This is a genomic window from Streptomyces gardneri (genome assembly GCF_006539185.1).
Taxonomy (GTDB): Bacteria; Actinomycetota; Actinomycetes; order Streptomycetales; family Streptomycetaceae; genus Streptomyces; species Streptomyces gardneri.
The window spans coordinates 126,127-141,908 of sequence record NZ_BJMN01000015.1 but is presented as its reverse complement, the minus strand read 5'-3'; the positions used below and the strand labels follow the sequence as shown (position 1 = coordinate 141,908).

16 protein-coding genes and 1 pseudogene are annotated in these 15,782 nt (G+C 67.7%); 9 read left to right on the top strand and 8 right to left on the bottom strand.

From position 1 onward, the window contains the following. Positions 1 to 17: 17 nt before the first annotated feature. From SGA01_RS13595 to SGA01_RS13565, 7 genes are all read right to left on the bottom strand, one after another. Positions 18 to 1,220, bottom strand: coding sequence for a radical SAM protein (locus SGA01_RS13595; protein WP_141296766.1), 1,203 nt, complete (start codon positions 1,218 to 1,220; stop codon positions 18 to 20). Further along, a complete protein-coding gene (locus SGA01_RS13590) occupies positions 1,217 to 1,951 on the bottom strand; it encodes a hypothetical protein (protein ID WP_141296765.1) in 735 nt (244 codons plus the stop codon). Before SGA01_RS13590 ends, SGA01_RS13595 begins: the two co-directional genes overlap by 4 nt. Continuing rightward, positions 1,948 to 2,829, bottom strand: a complete 882-nt coding sequence (locus SGA01_RS13585; protein ID WP_141296764.1) for an NAD(P)-binding domain-containing protein — start codon at positions 2,827 to 2,829, stop codon at positions 1,948 to 1,950. The genes SGA01_RS13590 and SGA01_RS13585 overlap by 4 nt, the downstream gene beginning before the upstream one ends. Beyond that, positions 2,826 to 3,836: a UDP-glucose 4-epimerase GalE gene (gene galE / locus SGA01_RS13580; protein WP_141296763.1), complete on the bottom strand. Its 1,011-nt coding sequence runs from the start codon at positions 3,834 to 3,836 to the stop codon at positions 2,826 to 2,828. Before galE ends, SGA01_RS13585 begins: the two co-directional genes overlap by 4 nt. A 69-nt stretch (positions 3,837 to 3,905) precedes the next feature. Continuing rightward, positions 3,906 to 4,514 (bottom strand): hypothetical protein, encoded by a 609-nt coding sequence (locus tag SGA01_RS13575; RefSeq protein WP_229918416.1) that lies wholly within the window; start codon positions 4,512 to 4,514, stop codon positions 3,906 to 3,908. Between the two features lie 246 nt (positions 4,515 to 4,760). Next, positions 4,761 to 5,303 carry a hypothetical protein gene (locus SGA01_RS13570; RefSeq protein ID WP_229918417.1) on the bottom strand — a complete coding sequence of 181 codons (543 nt, stop codon included), beginning with the start codon at positions 5,301 to 5,303 and terminating at the stop codon, positions 4,761 to 4,763. After that, entirely contained in the window at positions 5,300 to 5,998 is a 699-nt protein-coding gene (locus SGA01_RS13565; protein ID WP_141296762.1) for an ATP-binding protein, read from the bottom strand. The genes SGA01_RS13570 and SGA01_RS13565 overlap by 4 nt, the downstream gene beginning before the upstream one ends. Before the next feature lie 619 nt (positions 5,999 to 6,617). On the opposite strand from SGA01_RS13565, the gene SGA01_RS13560 reads away from it, so the two are divergent. From SGA01_RS13560 to SGA01_RS13545, 4 genes are all read left to right on the top strand, one after another. After that, positions 6,618 to 7,448 (top strand): helix-turn-helix domain-containing protein, encoded by an 831-nt coding sequence (locus SGA01_RS13560; RefSeq protein ID WP_141296761.1) that lies wholly within the window; start codon positions 6,618 to 6,620, stop codon positions 7,446 to 7,448. Positions 7,449 to 7,451: 3 nt separating this feature from the next. Further along, entirely contained in the window at positions 7,452 to 7,673 is a 222-nt protein-coding gene (locus SGA01_RS13555; protein WP_141296760.1) for a DUF397 domain-containing protein, read from the top strand. A 301-nt stretch (positions 7,674 to 7,974) separates the two neighbouring features. Beyond that, positions 7,975 to 8,646, top strand: coding sequence for a hypothetical protein (locus SGA01_RS13550; protein WP_141296759.1), 672 nt, complete (start codon positions 7,975 to 7,977; stop codon positions 8,644 to 8,646). A gap of 91 nt (positions 8,647 to 8,737) precedes the next feature. Continuing rightward, a complete protein-coding gene (locus tag SGA01_RS13545; protein WP_229918419.1) occupies positions 8,738 to 9,457 on the top strand; it encodes an HNH endonuclease family protein in 720 nt (239 codons plus the stop codon). Positions 9,458 to 9,571: 114 nt separating this feature from the next. Here the strand turns inward: SGA01_RS13545 and SGA01_RS13540 are convergent. Continuing rightward, a pseudogene (locus tag SGA01_RS13540) lies at positions 9,572 to 10,045 on the bottom strand (NAD(P)/FAD-dependent oxidoreductase); the annotation flags it as partial. Between the two features lie 116 nt (positions 10,046 to 10,161). Here SGA01_RS13540 and SGA01_RS13535 point away from each other — a divergent pair. The 5 genes from SGA01_RS13535 (at position 10,162) to SGA01_RS13515 (ending at position 15,739) form a co-directional block, all read left to right on the top strand. Then, entirely contained in the window at positions 10,162 to 10,386 is a 225-nt protein-coding gene (locus SGA01_RS13535) for an ImmA/IrrE family metallo-endopeptidase (RefSeq protein WP_141296758.1), read from the top strand. A 32-nt stretch (positions 10,387 to 10,418) separates the two neighbouring features. After that, a complete protein-coding gene (locus tag SGA01_RS13530) occupies positions 10,419 to 10,958 on the top strand; it encodes a hypothetical protein (RefSeq protein WP_141296757.1) in 540 nt (179 codons plus the stop codon). A gap of 550 nt (positions 10,959 to 11,508) precedes the next feature. Beyond that, entirely contained in the window at positions 11,509 to 12,123 is a 615-nt protein-coding gene (locus tag SGA01_RS13525) for a YdeI/OmpD-associated family protein (RefSeq protein WP_218037831.1), read from the top strand. A 1,383-nt stretch (positions 12,124 to 13,506) separates the two neighbouring features. Beyond that, complete coding sequence (locus SGA01_RS13520; RefSeq protein ID WP_141296755.1) at positions 13,507 to 14,460, top strand: hypothetical protein; 954 nt, start codon at positions 13,507 to 13,509, stop codon at positions 14,458 to 14,460. A gap of 19 nt (positions 14,461 to 14,479) precedes the next feature. Further along, positions 14,480 to 15,739, top strand: a complete 1,260-nt coding sequence (locus SGA01_RS13515) for a tetratricopeptide repeat protein (RefSeq protein WP_229918420.1) — start codon at positions 14,480 to 14,482, stop codon at positions 15,737 to 15,739. The last annotated feature ends 43 nt before the right edge of the window (positions 15,740 to 15,782 follow it).

The following is a 15,782-nucleotide window of genomic DNA, read 5'->3' as shown; positions in this document are numbered from 1 at the left end:
GGTGGATTGGGTGGTCTTCACTGGCGGGGCGTCACGGGGACTCCGCGGCCCATGGCCTGGTAGTCGAGGACGGGGTGGCTGGCGATGGTCTCGATGTCGTCGGTGAGAAGGTTGCCGATGATGAATTCCTCGTCGGGGCCGGAGGCGAAGGTGACGACCTGGCCGCTGCTGAGGACCATCCAGTTGAGGAACTCCCGCATGGCGGTGTCGGCGAGGAGGATCTCGGTGCCGGGGTGCTTCTCCTGAATCTTTGCGATTTCCGTGCGGATGGTGTCCGCGTCGATGTGCAGTTCGTCGCGGAGCGCTTCGGTGGCGCGGCGGTCCCACCAGTGGAAGATCACCCACTGGCGCACGGAGGGGCGCGGCAGGATGTTGTTGGCGATGGCCGCGAGGTCGTGGATGTTCGCCTTGGAGGCGACGGTGTGGATGCGGACCTTGTCGTAGCCGGTCCGGTCGCACAGGTCGAGCGACTCGGTGAACACGGCCGTGAGGTTCGGGTCCTTGCTGCGGCGGAACGCCCGCTGGATCTCGGGGGTGGTGCCGTCCATGGGAAGCCTGAGGGAAGACAGGCGGCAGAGCTTGGCAAGCTTGTCTTCGGTGAGGGTGTAGCCGGTGGTGTCGAGTGCGATCTTGAGGCCGGCGTCGACCGCGTAGTCGATGACGTCGAAGATCGGGGTCCACAGCAGCGGGTCGCCTCCGGCTATGACGACGTCGGTCACGCCGTGGCCGGCGAGCTTGTCGACGATGACGGTCGCCTGCTTGTAGGTGATCTGCTCGTCGACGAAGGCGTTGTAGCAGCCGCGGCAGGCCATGGGGCATCGGTTGAAGATCGACCAGTTCACCCGTCGAACCTGACGGGGGGCGGCTGTCTCGGGGGCCGCGGCCGCGCGCGCTTTGATGCCGTGGATGAGCTGGAGGAGCCGTTGGCTGCCGGGGTGGCTGGTGTCGGCCAAGAGGTCGGCAGCGCGCTGAATGGCGGGGCGGGTGGTGTTGTTCTGGAGGAGGAGGAACGCGAGCTGGTAGCGGAGCCCGGCGTTGTCCGGCGTGATCGCGAGCGCCTGCTCGATCCGCGTGGTGAGCGCGGTGAAGAAGGCGGGGTTGAAGCGGGCGGGCTCCAGGCGGCGCTGGAAGTCGTCGGCGATGCTGCCGCGTGCCAGGGACCTGTCGTAGCCGGCGCTTGGGGGGTGTGGCGGGAGGATGGAGATGTCGAGGCGGGTCATGAGGTGCTCCTGGTCCGCTGATGACGGCGCGGGGCCGCGAGCGCGGAGTCGGTAAAGGGGATGCCCTGGTTCTCCATGAACACCAGGTCCCGGACGGCCTGAAAGCGGTCGGGCGCTGTCGGGGCGTTGAGGTAGGCGGCCGAGGACGCCAGGAGGGTGACGTCGTAGCGGTCGTAGACCTCCCGGACAGTGCGGGTCAGGTCGCGGGGGGCGTCGCGGTCGTCGAGGCCGAGGTGATCGGTGAGGTGGAGGGCGGCGGCGCGGGCCTTGGCGAGGTTGGTGATCGGGTCCTCGTGGCTGGCCTTGGCCAGGTAGTACGTGATGGGCTGGATGAGCCAGGGCAGGAGATCGTCGGTGGTGTGCGTGAAGGACGGCGCGGTACCGAGGTTCAGCGGGTCCACGAGGAACTGTCGGCCCGCCATGCTGGTGATGTACGAGGCGCAGGGGACTTGCCGGTAGACGGCGAGCAGGGTGATCGCCGCGGTGGCGTCGATCGCGAACCGGTCGGTGACGTCCTGGAGGACGGGGGTGATCTGCCGGCGGACGGCGGGGACGTCGGTGGCCCGGGGGACGATCGGTATGAGGTCGAGGTCGGAGGTGACCGTCCCGTTGTCGCTGGTGCGGTAATCGCCGCGGGCGAGCGACCCGGACAGGCCCACCGACGTGCCGTGTGTCGCAGCGAGCGTCGTGCGCAGGTGCGTGACGAGGTCGGGGAGGTCGGCGGCCTTCATGGCGCTTCCGAGACGGCGACGGCGGTGAAGTCAGCGTAGGGGCCGGAGTGCTTCACGGTCTCCTCGAAGGCCTTCAGGGTGCATTCGAGGAGCGGGAGGCGGCCGAGGAGCTCGCGGGCGTAGCGGAGGTCCTTGGCCATGTGGGTGGCGGTGAAGTCGGGGTCGGAGTAGTCGTCGCGGTGGATGCGGTGGAGCTTGGTGGAGGCGATCACGGACATCCAGCCGTCGGTGGTGATGATCTCGGTGGCGGTCGCGGAGTCGTCGCCCAGGAGTGGGGGCAGGAGGGGTGCGTAGACGCCGAGGGAGTGCAGGATCGTCGCGCCCCATGCGTTGTAGACGAGTTTGAAGCGGGCGGGGTGTCCGGGGGCCGTGAACCGGTGGCGGTTGCGTGTGAAGGTGCCCAGGACCCTTTCGGCGCGCTCGTCCATCGCGGAGGAGTAGAGGAACGCGGTGAGGGTTCCGGCGATGGCGCCGGGCCGGCTGCCGGTGACGGGGCACTCGACGGGCAGGGCGCCGTGGTCCTGGAGGAGCAGGTGCCACTGTTCGGCCCAGGTGGGGGTGATGGTCGACAGCTCGATGCACGCGGGCCGGTGGTCCGCGAGCACGTGTGTGGTGCGGGGGTGCTGCCAGAAGGCCCTGCTGTGCTCGTCGTCGGCGAAGCAGCCGATGATCACGTCGGGTGCTGTGGTACCGACGGCGTCGGGATGGATGAGGGTGGCCCGTGGGTCGGGGGTGGCGGTGAGGTGGCGGCTGGCGACGGTGAGGGCCGTGTCCGGGAGGCTGAGGAGGTGGGGCACGATCCCGGAGGTGAGGGTGCCGTACCCGGCGACGAGGATGCTCGTCACCGGGCGGGCGGCCCGTAAGGGCGCAGAGGTCATTCGTTGCTTCCTTCGGTGAGGATCAGGCCGCGCTTGTCGTACCAGGCCAGGGAGTCGGCGATGCCCTGCTCGACGGTGAGGGCGGGTTCCCAGTCCAGGAGCTCCTTGGCGAGGGTGATGTCGGGGTAGGCGCCCGGGTTGTCGCCGGGTCGCCGGCCGGTGAGGCGGGTGTCGAGGGGCTTGCTGGTGACGCTTTCGAAAGCCTTGATCAGCTCGAAGACGGTGGTGCCGGTGCCCGACCCGAGGTTGATGACGCGGTACGGGGTGCCGTGCTCGTCGTTCGAGGTGATGGTGTCGAAGCGGCGGACGGCGGCGATGTGGGCGCGAGCGAGGTCGTGGACGTGGACGTAGTCGCGGATGCCAGTGCCGTCACGGGTCTCCCAGTCGGTGCCGGTGACGGGGAAGGGACGTCCGGCGTGGAAGGCGTCGATCATGACGCCGAGGGCATGGGTGGGCTGCATGACCTGGAGGCCCGAGCGGAGCTTGGGGTCGCATCCGATCGGGTTGAAGTACCGCAGGGAGACCGCCCTCAGCTGTGTGCCAGCGGCGATGTCCTCGAGCGCGTTCTCGAAGTGCGCCTTCGTCCGGGCGTAGGGGCTCATCGGGTGGAGCGGCGCGGCCTCGGTGATCCCCTGCCCGGCCTCGTAGATCGCGGCGGAGGAAGAGAACAGGAACCGCTCACAGCCGTTGCGGGTGAGGTGTCCAAGGAGCGCGAGGCCCTTGGAGACGTTCTCGGTGTAGTAGTACAGCGGCTGGGCCACGGACTCGGGGACGACGATCTTGGCGGCGCACCCGATCGTGGCGTCGATGTCGGGGTGCTCGGCGAAGATCCGGTCGATGAGGTCGCCGTCGGCGATGTCGCCGCGGTACCAGGTCCGTCCTTCGACGAACTCGGCGCGGCCGGTCGACAGGTCGTCGAGGATGACGACGTCGATGCCTTCGTCGAGGCAGGCGGAGGCGATGGTGGAACCGATGAATCCGGCACCGCCGGTGATCAGAACCTTCATGGGGTATCTCCCGAGGTGGGCACGGACCCGGTGTGTGTTCACGCACCGGGGGCTGTCAGGCGCCCGACCCTAGCAGCGGTTTGGCATGGTTCGTGGAGGTTCATAGAGGGGTAACTCGCCCTGGCCGGCGGGCTGGTAGAGGACCCAGACCATCGTCGGACGGAACACCTCGCGCACGGTCAGGCCCCTGTAGCGTTCGACAACGTCCAGGGAACCGATGCAGCCGTCCGCGGCCCCGTCGACGACCTGCTGGACCGCGAGCGGCTTCGCGTCCACATACTGGCGGTCCGCCTGCGGAGCGAACCGCTCGGCGAACACGTCCGTCGCCGGATGCAGCGCGATCGACCGCAGCGCCCCGAGATCGGCGACCTCAGGACCAGCCGCCACACACATGGGCTTCGTCGGGCTCTCCCACGTGCCCACGATCCGCATCCGCCCCAAGTGCCTGAAGTGCAGGTTCACCCACAAGTCCGAAACCGCCGCCCCGGACCGCTCGACAAACCCCGTCGCCACCAGTGCGTACATGCCGCCCTCGAACGCCACGTTCATGGCGCTTTCGAACGAGTCAGCCAGAACGACGTCGTCGAACAGGCGCAAAGCCTCTGCGTGCGCATCGGTGCCGTCCGGGCCAAGCGTCGCCACCCGACGCCGGGCAGCGCTCTCACCATGCTGATTCACAGATACGACCTCCGGAATTGCGATCGGTCACGAACTTCTCGATGTGCAGACGAAGAGTGAGATGGCGGCCAGCAGCGGCACAGGCCCGCTCTCAACGGCGAGGCCCCAGCCAGCGAAGTAGGGTTTGGCCATCTTCTCGCCGAGCTCGGCGAAGTCCCCGGCTGGGCCGCGAGCCGGTCCTTGCAGCCGTGGTCTGGGAGTTCGAGGCCCCGGCGCCAAAGACGGCTCCGCTCCGGCACCAGGGGTTCAGGGGGCTAAACCGAGACAGTCCGCAAAGGCGGCGTGGGGAGTCGGCTCCGGCCGGAGCCGGTCCAGGACCTGCCAGAGTAGGGCGGCCGGGACCAGGCGGTCACTTGGCGACGGCCGCAACCAATACGGTCCCGGTGTACTTGGCAGGGTGGTGGTCTTCAGCGACGGCAGCATGATCGTGAACGGGGCGCCGAGGCACACCGCGTGCGTGTGCGGCTCCCACCGGCCGGTGGTGCCCGGCGGAACGAACCAGTAGAAGAGGCCGTCCCTCGTGTCCTCGACGACGGGGCCGCATCCGCCCTGGACCTTGTCCATGATGGTGACCGCGGCGCTGGCCTGAACACCAGAGCTGGTCACGACGACGTCGAAGCAGCTCCCGCCGAGACGCACACTTGTGTCCCGGTTCGCAGCGCCGCCCAGGAGGCTGCGGAACACTTCGGCGAGGTGCTCCATGTCGGGGGCCCGCTCCCCTGGCCCGCCGGAGGCATCGACCAGGGTTTGCATCAGCGTGCTGGTGTCGGCCGTCACGATGGCGGTCACAGGTCGACCGGTCCCGGCTGCAGGATGGCACGCACGGTCTTGCCGTGGCCGGCGGGGAACCAGGACAGGACGGCGCCGAGGCGCTGCGCGCCCCACAAGCCGCGCCCCAGCTCGCCCCGGACGGCCTGCTCGAACCGAGGAAAGTCGCAGGTGTGGTCCTGAACGTCGACGAGCAGTTCACCGCGCGCGTTGATCCGGAGCCAGACGTCCAGCTTCCGGCCGGCACTCCCCTCGGCGAGCCCGTGCTCGACGGCGTTCCGGACGAGGACGTACAACACGTCCACAGCAACGTTGTGGGGGCCGGGCCAAGACATGATCGCGAGCTGCGTCCGCGCTGCCACCCGGGCGGCAGCGGCTGCGTTGGCGTCGGGCGAGATCGACAGCGCCCGCTCGCATACAAAATCGGTGTCGGGTTCCACCGCAGGTTCGTCGCTCACTAGGGTGGCCCAGGTCGTCGCACCGTCCTTGCTGACACCCCAGGAATGGGAGATCGCATCGACGAGGAGGAGGCCGCGGCCACTCTCATCGGACAGGGTCGCCTCCCTCAACTTCGGCCGTTCGGCAGAGCCGTCGTTGACCTCGATCCGGCACAGGCTGCCGCGGAGTTCAGCACGCACGTGAAAGAAACCGTGGCTGCCGGTGTGCTGTAAAGCGTTCGTGACCAGCTCGGTCAGGAGCAGCTCGGCACTCTCCACCAGACCCGCGCACCCCCAATAGGCGAGGCGGCCTCGCAGGATGCGGCGAAGACGTCCGGGCCAGACAGCGTCCTGCTCCGACAAGACTCCAGGCGCGGGTACGGGATGGCGCTCGATACAGAGGTTAAGAACGGGTCGGACGCTCGGTGCGATCCCCACAGCGTGGTCCATGACGCTGCTACGGGTGCCTGCTAATGCCGCAGGGTCTTGTTCGCGAACGATGGGGCTCTGGCTCGTCATGTTCGGCCTCGGCTGGTGTTGGGAGTATGGAAGACGAACCCACTGCCACGGCGGTGATGAGCCTGCGCAGCGGGCTGCGACCGGCCTCTCGGCACGATCAGAGGGGGCGCGGTCTTCAACAGAAGACGCGTTCCCTCGCGGAACTACGTTCCTCCATGCGACAGTTCATATGCAACCCCATGTGGAACCTCCACATGGAATGGCATATGCAGAAGCCTAGGGCCCAGACTTTGCAGGGGGGACTCAAGGTGAAACACTCGGATCCTCACCCGAAACTGCCTGACTCTCAGCCGAGTTCGTTGGGCTCAGGGGCGAAACTGCTGCAACTGACTCAGGAGGACGGCACGTGGCGGCTCCCACCGGACCGACTGTCCGGCGCATGCGGCTCGGTAAGGAACTTGAGACTCTGCGCAAGCAGCGCGGAATGACGATCGAGCAAGTGGTAGATGAACTAGGGATCTCCGAGTCCCAGTACCGACGTGTGGAAAACGGAACATCGGCCTTCCGTAAGCACGCCGACCTGACAGCAGTCCTGGGTCGCCTCGGGGTCACCAGTAAGGACGACGTCGAGTTCCTGCTCGACATGCACAAGGGCAGCCTCCACCGCGGCTGGTGGTCTCCCTTCTGGCGCACCATGCCCTCGGGGATGGCCTTCTACGTCGGGCTCGAGGACGGCGCCGTGTCGATCCGGGCCTGGCAACCGCACGTCGTCTTCGGACTGCTCCAGACCGAGGAGTACGCCCGCGCCCTCATCGCTGCCGCAAAGCCGGTAGACGAGACGAACACCGAGACGGTGGAACGCGGGGCGGAGCTCCGCATGCAGCGCAAGCAGGTCTTGACCCGAGAGGACCCTCTCGAGCTGCGGGTGATCCTCGGCGAGGCCGCCCTGCGCAACATCGTGGGCAGCCGGGACATCATGCTGAAGCAGTACGACGAGCTCAACCGGCTGAACGAGCTCGACAACGTCACCATCCAGATACTGCCGTCGAAGGAGCCGACCTACCGCTGCGCCTACGACTTCACCCTGATGGACTTCCCCGACCCACTGCCAGTCGTGGCCCAAATGGACACGATCGACGGTGGATCAAGCATCACGGACAAGCAGACGGACATCTGGCTGTTTTCCCGCAGGTTCGAAGCCCTGCGAGATGGCGCTCTCCCGGTCAAGCGAACGCCTGACTTCCTGCACCAACTATCCCGAGAGATCTGAAATATGGCCCTCAACTCCCTGAGCCTCGCCCCTGCTGGCGAATGGTTCAAATCGTCGTACAGCGGCGACAGCGGCAACAACTGTGTCGAGGTCGCAGCCCTCACAGAGCGCGGCACCATCGCCACCCGCGACTCGAAGCAGAACAACGGCCCGGCCTTCGAGAGCACGCCGACCGCTTGGTCCACGTTCGTGGCTGGCGTGACGGATGGCGCGTTCTCCGCCTGACCGCTCACATAGGCAAGCGGCCTGGTTTCCCCCGCGCCCTATGAGGGGGAAACCAGGCCGCCGCTTCGCGCATCGGTATCCTTCAGGTCCCGTGCGCCATCCCACCATGCGAGTCTCCTCCGGCCGTATGTCCGCTGGTCCGTGATGCCCCGGGCCCGGCGCCGGGCCACGCACACACACCGAGCACTTCTGGCCGCACGGCGTGGGCGCGCACCCGCGTGAATGCCGCCGTTGCCTTTCTGCAGCACCTCACCGGCCGCGACCTCGCACTTGAGGCAGCCACTCAGCACCATGTCGACCGGTGGCTCGCCGACGGGCCCAGTACACGCTACGAGCTGAGGGCTTCCTCGTCTGGGCCGCCCGCCGGGGACACAGCCGCGAACTCGAGGTCCCGTTCCGAGGCAAGTCCGAGCCCGAGGGAATGGACGAGGATGCTCACTGGGACTTGCTCCAGCAGTGTGTGCACGATGAGGAACTTCCGCTGGACGTACGGACGGCCGGGTCCCTGGTGCTGATGTTCGGCCAGCACCTCAGCCACATCGTCGCCCTGACCACCGATCACCTGGGTGAAGCCGACGGCCTCCTCACCCTGCGCCTGGACGACACCCCGATCCGCCTGCCCGGTCCGCTCGCCGCTGTCCTCCAGCGGCTCACCGCAGAACGCCCACGGTACGGCTGGAGCGCCAACGCTCCCAGTACCTGGCTCTTCCCGGGCACTCGGCCTGGTGCCCACCGTTCGACCGGACCTCTGGCGCGCGCTCTCGCCAAGCACGGCATCCCTCTCCGGTCCTCTCGCACCACCGCACTGATCCAACTCGCTCAGGACATGCCGCCCGCGGCCCTCGCGCCGCTTCTCGGCATGCACGTCGCAACCGCGCAGCAGTGGCGCAGACGATGCGGCACCGACTGGACCGCCTACCTCCAAGCACGCCGGAGAGCCCTCGAAGCCGGACGAGAGTCGACCACTCGGTGATCGTTTCTGCAGTGAAAACCGCCACCCGACCGGGTGAGTTGGCCCGGGAATGCCTTCCGGGCGGAGAGGTAGCGAGGCTACAACGCGAGACATGATCACCAACTTGATGCTGCGCGCTCTGCCCGCCCTCGCCCTCGCCGCCCTTCCCGTCCTCGCAACGCCCCTGCCAGCTGTGGCCGACGTCTCGCATGTCCAGCGGACACAGCTCCACGGTGCCCCGGGTCCGTCGACTCAGGTACTGCTGACGCTCTTCGAGGCCATTGACCAGATCCCCGTCGCCGCCGAGCACCGCGAGGGGTACAGCCGAACTCTCTACAAGCACTGGAACAAGGGCCTCAACGCGACCGACGGGTGCAACACCCGCAAGGAGGTCATCCTCACCGAAGCAGTCGAAGCGCCCCAGATCGCGGCTGGCTGTGCATTGACCGGCGGATCCTGGCTCAGCCCGTACGACGGCGTCGTGGTGACCGACGCGGCCCGGCTCGATGTGGATCACTTCGTGCCGCTCGCTGAGGTGTACGACTCCGAGCAGACGCCGTGGAGCCCTGCGCGGCGGGAAGCCTATGCGAACGACCAGGACAGCCCCGACACCCTGATCGCCGTCACCGCGGCGTCCAACCGATCCAAGAGTGACAAGGACCCGGCCGAATGGCTGCCCTCGGATGCTTCGTACCACTGCACCTACGCGACGACCTGGGTCGGCACGAAGCTGCGCTGGAACCTCGCGGCCGATGAAGCCGAACGTCAGGCTCTCCTCGGTCTCGGCGAGGACTGCCCTGCGGCTCTCGTCAGCTACGAGCCGGTTCCGTAGGGCGGGCGCCCGATTTGCGGGCGCCATGGACCCAGCTCCTGCCCGTCGTGTCCGCCAACGCAACGGGCAGGAGCTGGTGTTCAGGGGGACCTGAGGCTGTCGGCGACGACTGCTTCAGGAGGCGAGCGACGCGCTGGGGGTGGCCTTGCTTATGTCGGCAAGGGCTGAGAGGTATCGCTCGGCGTCGAGTGCGGCCTGGCAGCCAGAGCCGGCGGCGGTGATGGCCTGGCGGTAGGTGTGGTCGACGACGTCGCCGGCGGCGAAGACGCCGGTGCCGTTGGTGCGGGTGGAGGGCGCCTCGACCTTGATGTAGCCCTCGTCGTCGAGGTCGACCTGGTCGGTGAAGAGTTCGGTGCGCGGGTCATGGCCGATGGCGATGAACAGGCCGGTGGCGTCGAGGTCGCGGGTCTTGCCGGTGAAGGTGTCTCGCAGGGCGACGCCGGCGAGCATGCCGTTCTCGGACTTGATCTCGGCGATCTCGCTGTCGAAGGCGAAGGAGATCTTGTCGTCTGCGAAGGCCCGGTTCTGCATGGCCTTGGAAGCGCGCAGGGTCGAGCGGCGGTGGACGACGGTGACGGAGCGGGCGAAGTCCGCTGTCGAAGGTCAAGATCCGCGGGGACACGGCGACCACGGTCAATGACCTGGAATGGCGGGACTACAAGAAGAAGGACGGCCACGGCGGCTACTACCACCGGCGCGGCGGTGTGGCGGAGACCGACTACATCTACCTCAACAAGCACGAGCCGCCGGGCGAGCTCAGCAAGATCGGCGTCCAGCAGTCCGTCGCCGCGCACGAGCTCGGCCACGCGCTTGGCCTGTGCCATAAGGGCGATCGACTGTTCTCTCTGATGTGGAAGGCCGTGGCCAGACCGCCTGTCACCGGTCCGACCGGCGTTGGCAAGGCCAATTACAAGAGGATCTGGGGCTGAGCGTGAAGCACAAGCGGACCACCCTGAGTGTGTTGGCAGCCGCAGCCGTCCTCACGACCGCGGGCGCCGCCTGGTACACCACCCTCGACACTCCCGCCGGCGAGGGTCCGCCCTCCGGCGCGCATGGTCTGTGCCTGCCGGCCACCGATACCGACGAGGACAAGGCCGGCTATGCCCACACCATCGCCCTGGTCAGCGTCGACCGGACGGTCGTGTATCGCGAGGAGAGCGCCGATGCCGGAGGAGCGCTCGTGTCCGCGGTCACGATCCTCCAGCCGCTCAAGGGCACGCCGCCCAAGCAGATGACGGTCGGCCAGTCCGTTCTGCAGGCAGGCAGCGGCTACGCCATGACGAAGCCCGCCTACCTGCCGCTCGAGCCTGGTCACCGGTACGTCGTGGGCATCGTCCCGGACAGCGACTACGGCGACGGCTGGATCTGGTTCGCGACCACCGCCGACAGCGATCCGGCCGCGGCCACCGCACGTTGGACCCGCGCGGTCGCCCGCCAGATCGCGCCCCATCCCGACCCCGCCTGCACCGACCTTGTCGTCACCCCCACACCGGCCAGGTAGAAACACGGCACGCCGCACTCAGCCCTGTGCCGATCTTGCGTAACACCACTGACAACGACGCCACCCATGTACACCAGACCACTCGTGACCAGCACTTTCACAACAGGCCCGAGTTGCGGGTGAGCGGGCGTTCTTGAACCGGGCAGGTGGGTCCAGGGTTCCGGGGGGATGCTGGAGTGGTGGAAGCGGGATTTGAGGTCGCTCTGGCAGCACGGCTGTAGGAACCGACCGCGGCACCGTTTTTGTTCGTCGGCAGCGGCTTGTCGCGTCTCGGCCTGGTAGGTCAGGAACATGGCCCGGGTCTTGGAGCGGGTGCCGGGCAGCAGGGCGATGCCTTCGTCCATGAGCTGGTGCGCGCGTTGTCGCTGGCCGAGATCGGCGAGGCAGCGCCCGCCGATCTCGGCGATGTCGGCGTACGACATCCAGGAGCACCAGGCAGGTGCGAGTCGTACGACAGTGGCTTCGGTGAGGGCGAGCCGGGCCGACACCGACGCTGCGGGCTCAACGAGTCACCGCGACAGGCAGCACCAGGTTGCGGCACTAACCTGTGGTGGTGACCGGAACCGAGCTGGATGAGTTGATCGTTGCTGACAGCGCGGCGCTGCGCGCGTGGTTGCTGGACAACCACACCACCTCTCCTGGCGTGTGGCTCGCCCTGACCAGGAAGGGCGGCTCGGTCACCACGCTGACCTGGCAGCAGGCAGTCGACGAGGCACTGTGCTTCGGCTGGATCGACGGGCAAGCCCGCAAGCGCGACGAGGAGAGTTCCTGGAGGCGGCTCACCCCTCGCCGGCCCCGCAGTGTCTGGTCCCAGCGCAACGTCGCCAACGTGGCCCGGTTGGAGGCGGCCGGCCTGATGCTGCCTGCCGGTCGCGCCGCAGTGGACGCCGCGAAGGCCGACGGCCGGTGGACGGCCGCCTATGCGCCGTCATCGGAAGCGGAGGTGCCGGCCGACCTGCAAGCTGCGATCGCCGCCGAATCAGCGGCGCAGGCCATGTTCGAGGTGCTCACCAAGGCCAACCGCTTCGCCCTCATCAGCCGGGTCAACGCCGCCAAGCGGGCCGAGACGCGCACCCGGAAGATCGCCGAGTGCGTGGCGATGTTGGTCCGGCACGAGACGTTCCACCCGCAGCGAGCCAAGCCGGCGGACCCGCCGACGTCGTGACCGGGCGTCTGCCGGGACGCACAAACCTCGCAGCAAACTTCCCGAACACTCGTGGACCGCGACGCCACCAAAGGGCGCCGTCGCGAGGCGTGTCCGCTCAGCTGCCCGGCGTGGCCACACAGTCGGGGGCCTGGCCGCCTCTGTCGACATCCACGGGCAGGCCAGTGAAGAGCTGTGCGCGTCGGTTTCATCGACTCCGTGGACAGGTCGTCCATGTTCACGGTGTTCATGAACTCCTCAGCAGCAGAAGTGCTGGCTTGTGCGGGCGGGCCCCGGCCCAATCTCCCGCAGTCGTCGGCAGATGCCCTTGAGTGACAGTACGCCTGCGTTTGTGCCCCCACTCAACGCGCGGGCCGAGGCGGCGCGGATTCGACACCGCCGCGAGCGCCGTCTGGCAAGGGCGAGGTGCTTGGCCGGGGCGGGCGGATGGAGCGTCAACCCGCGGGTTTCCGGAATCGTTTCGGCTGTGAATCCGTCCCCCGGAAGATGCAGCGATTTCCGGGATCTCCCACTGCGGGGCGCGTGTGTCCGGCAGCCGGAGCACGGTAGGTGTCACCGTCTGAGCGCGATACCTGCGGCTTTGTTCACCAGAACCCAGTCTCGTGAACAAAGCCAAGCCCGGCTCAGCCCGGTCCGCTCACCCCCACGGACCCGGACCGCGCCCCTCCCGCCAGGCGTCCCTCGCCGACCACGCCGTACGGTTCGGGACACGGCATCCGACAGGACGGGGCCCGAAGGACCGGCCGCCCGCAACCCACCCCCGAGCGCGGGCGGCAAACCGACGCCGCCCTCCGATCCACCGGAAAGGTCCGTGACGTAGTGCCGCGCGGCGCGTGGCTGTGGGTCAGCGTCCATAAGACCGCCTACCGGCGGCGTCCCTCTGCTAACAACTCGAACTCTTGCCCTTCCAAGAGGACTTGATCGAAGAGCACCGGCCTCACGTAGCACGGAGGCGGCACTGCGGTCACGGTGCCAGCCGACGGCCCGGCTCCAGGACAGTCAAGGAAGTCAGCAGTCACGTGCACAGCACAAGGCCACCCGACGCCACCTACGTCCCGCGTTCGCCTTCGGTTCAAAGACTCAGGGGCGCATCGGCGCCTTCGATTTGAGCGCGCCTGCGTGGTGCTGGTCGTCTTCTTCAAGGACGGACGGGCATGCTGGCGAGGTCGAGGGGCGCATTGCTCAGGGATGGGAACAATGCGCCCTCGGCGGTAGCACGGCAGGCCTAGCTGGCGGTCCCGTCCTGCGGGGTGGCGTGCCGCGCAACCTCAGGCCGCACTTCCTCGTTGGCCAGGTGATCAAGGGAGGGAGCAGGGGATGGTCGCGGACGCTGTCGCCGGTCTTATCAGGCGCCGGTACCGGGAAGGTGTCAGCGTTCGCGCGGTGGCCAGGGAGCTGGGGATCAGCAAGAACACTGTGCAGCGGCAGATTCCGGCCGGGGAACGGCGAAGCGCGGTCGATGCGGCCCGGCAGCGACACCAGAACCAGCCGGAATCCCCCGAGGCGAAGGAGCTGCGCCTCGAGGTCGTGCGGCTGTACCGGTCAGGGATGTCCGGCGCTGAAGTCGCGTCCGCGCTCGGTATCACCAAGCCCATGGTGTGGTCGCGACTCCCCCAGCAATCGCGCCGCTCCCGCAGCGATACCGCGTCACTGGCCGGCAAACGTGTCGCCAGCCGGCTGCCCGAAGAGGAGATCATCCGACGCTATGCGGCTGGTGAGTCGCTGACCGCTCTGGGGCTGCGCTACGGGGTTCACTCTTCGACCATCCGACGACGCATCCCCAAGGACGTGATCCGTCCCCGCGGAAGGGTCTCCCCCACGCAACGCAGAGGGCCACGAGATCTACCAGCGGAAGAGATCCGCCAGCGCTACCGAGAGGGCGAGAGCGCCTACAGCCTCGCCCAAGCCTTCACGGTGTCCCAGACAACCATTCGCCTACGGATTCCCGACGACCAGTGGCGCGGACACCCGCCCCGGAAACCCGCCACACCACCACAGCCGCAACCCAAGCCCCCACGTCGTACCCCGGCACCCGGGACGAAGCTGGGCCTCTCCCCCACGCAGATCCTGCTGCGCTACAGGGCCGGCGAATCCGCAACGAGCATCGCCCGCGCGGCAGGAGTGTCCTGCAAGACGATCATCCGCCTCATCCCCGACGACGAACGGCGCACCAGCGAACAGGCACAACGGGTCAGCCGGCCGGCTCCCGAGCTGACGGGAGATGCAATCCGGCTCCGCCGGGAACAGGGCGAGACGGTTCGGGAGATCGCTGCGGCCTCTGGCTTGTCGGTGAAGACCGTCAGGAACCGACAACGCGAAGACGGCACGACGCGGTGACATCAGTACGCACGACGCGGTGCTGCTGGATCACCCTGTGCACAGGGCCTGGCGCCAACACCTCCAAACCGCCCGCACCGCCGCCGATGCACTCCTTGCGACATGGCCCGACATCGAACGTGACACCGACCTCGCCCAGGTCCTGCGCACCAACACTGGCGCCCTCGCCCGCCAGGCCGAAGACGCCCTGTACCGACGGGAGGCGCACGCGGTGCTGCACCGCTTCGGCAGCAGCATCGGGGCATCCGGTCAGGTCACCACAGCCGTCAACCAGTTCCAGTACCTAGCTGACACCAGCCGTCGCCGCTTGGGTGAAGACCACATTGACACCTTCGTCATGCGGAGCAACCTCGCTTCCTCATGGGGACAGGCGGGCGACCCTGGCGCGGCCGTGCAGGCCATGGTCGACCTCCTGCCCGACGAGATCCGGGTCCTGGGCAAGAACCACCGCGAAACCCTCATGACTCGGAGCAACCTTGCCTACTGGCGAGGGCAGGCGGGGGATGTTGCCGGGGCCGTGCAAGCCTTGACCGATCTCCTGCCCGACCGGATCCGGGCCCTGGGCAAGAATCACCCTGACACCCTCGACACCCGGAACAGCCTCGCCTTTTGGCGGGGGGAGGTGGGGGATGCTGCCGGGGCCGTGCAAGCCTTCGCCGACCTGCTGACCGACCGGATCCGGATACTCGGCGAAGACCATCCCGACACCCTTGTCACCCGGAGCAATCTCGCGTCTTACACGGGAGAGGCGGGGGATACTGCCGGCGCCCTGCAGGCCTTCACCGACCTCCTGACCTACCACATCCGGGTGCTCGGGGAAGACCACCCCGACACCCTCATCACTCGGAACAACCTCGCAGTATGGCAGGGGAAGGTTGGGGGCGTGGCCGAGGCCGCGCATGCATTGGCTCAACTCGTGGCCGACCGGATCCGGGTGCTGGGCGAAGACCACCCCGACACCCTCATCGCCCAGGACAACCTCGCCCTATGGCGAGGGAAGGCAGGAGACGCGCCCGGGGCCGCGCAGGCGTACGAGCATCTTCTTCAGGCTCGCCGACGCCTCATAGGTGAGGACCATCCCTCCACATTGGCTGCCTGGGGCAGCTCCGCCCATTGGCGTGGGCAAGCGGGTGATGTCGTCGGCGCCGTCACCTATTCCAAAGAACTGCTGGAGCACATGGTGCGGGTACTAGGTGAGGACCATCCTCACTTGCGGATTGTTCGAAGCAACCTTGACCACTGGCAGAAGGAAGCGCAGAGGGCACAGGACGCTGGGTAACCTCATGTCTGCGTACAAGCTGATCTGCAGAGGCAGGTACAGG

What these genes read in the sequence shown, in the direction of transcription:
- SGA01_RS13595 (WP_141296766.1), bottom strand. Translation starts at nt 1,220, where the DNA reads ATGACCCGCCTCGACATCTCCATCCTCCCGCCACACCCCCCAAGCGCC.
- SGA01_RS13590 (WP_141296765.1), bottom strand. Translation starts at nt 1,951, where the DNA reads ATGAAGGCCGCCGACCTCCCCGACCTCGTCACGCACCTGCGCACGACG.
- SGA01_RS13585 (WP_141296764.1), bottom strand. Translation starts at nt 2,829, where the DNA reads ATGACCTCTGCGCCCTTACGGGCCGCCCGCCCGGTGACGAGCATCCTC.
- galE (WP_141296763.1), bottom strand. Translation starts at nt 3,836, where the DNA reads ATGAAGGTTCTGATCACCGGCGGTGCCGGATTCATCGGTTCCACCATC.
- SGA01_RS13560 (WP_141296761.1), top strand. Translation starts at nt 6,618, where the DNA reads ATGCGGCTCGGTAAGGAACTTGAGACTCTGCGCAAGCAGCGCGGAATG.
- SGA01_RS13555 (WP_141296760.1), top strand. Translation starts at nt 7,452, where the DNA reads ATGGCCCTCAACTCCCTGAGCCTCGCCCCTGCTGGCGAATGGTTCAAA.
- SGA01_RS13545 (WP_229918419.1), top strand. Translation starts at nt 8,738, where the DNA reads ATGATCACCAACTTGATGCTGCGCGCTCTGCCCGCCCTCGCCCTCGCC.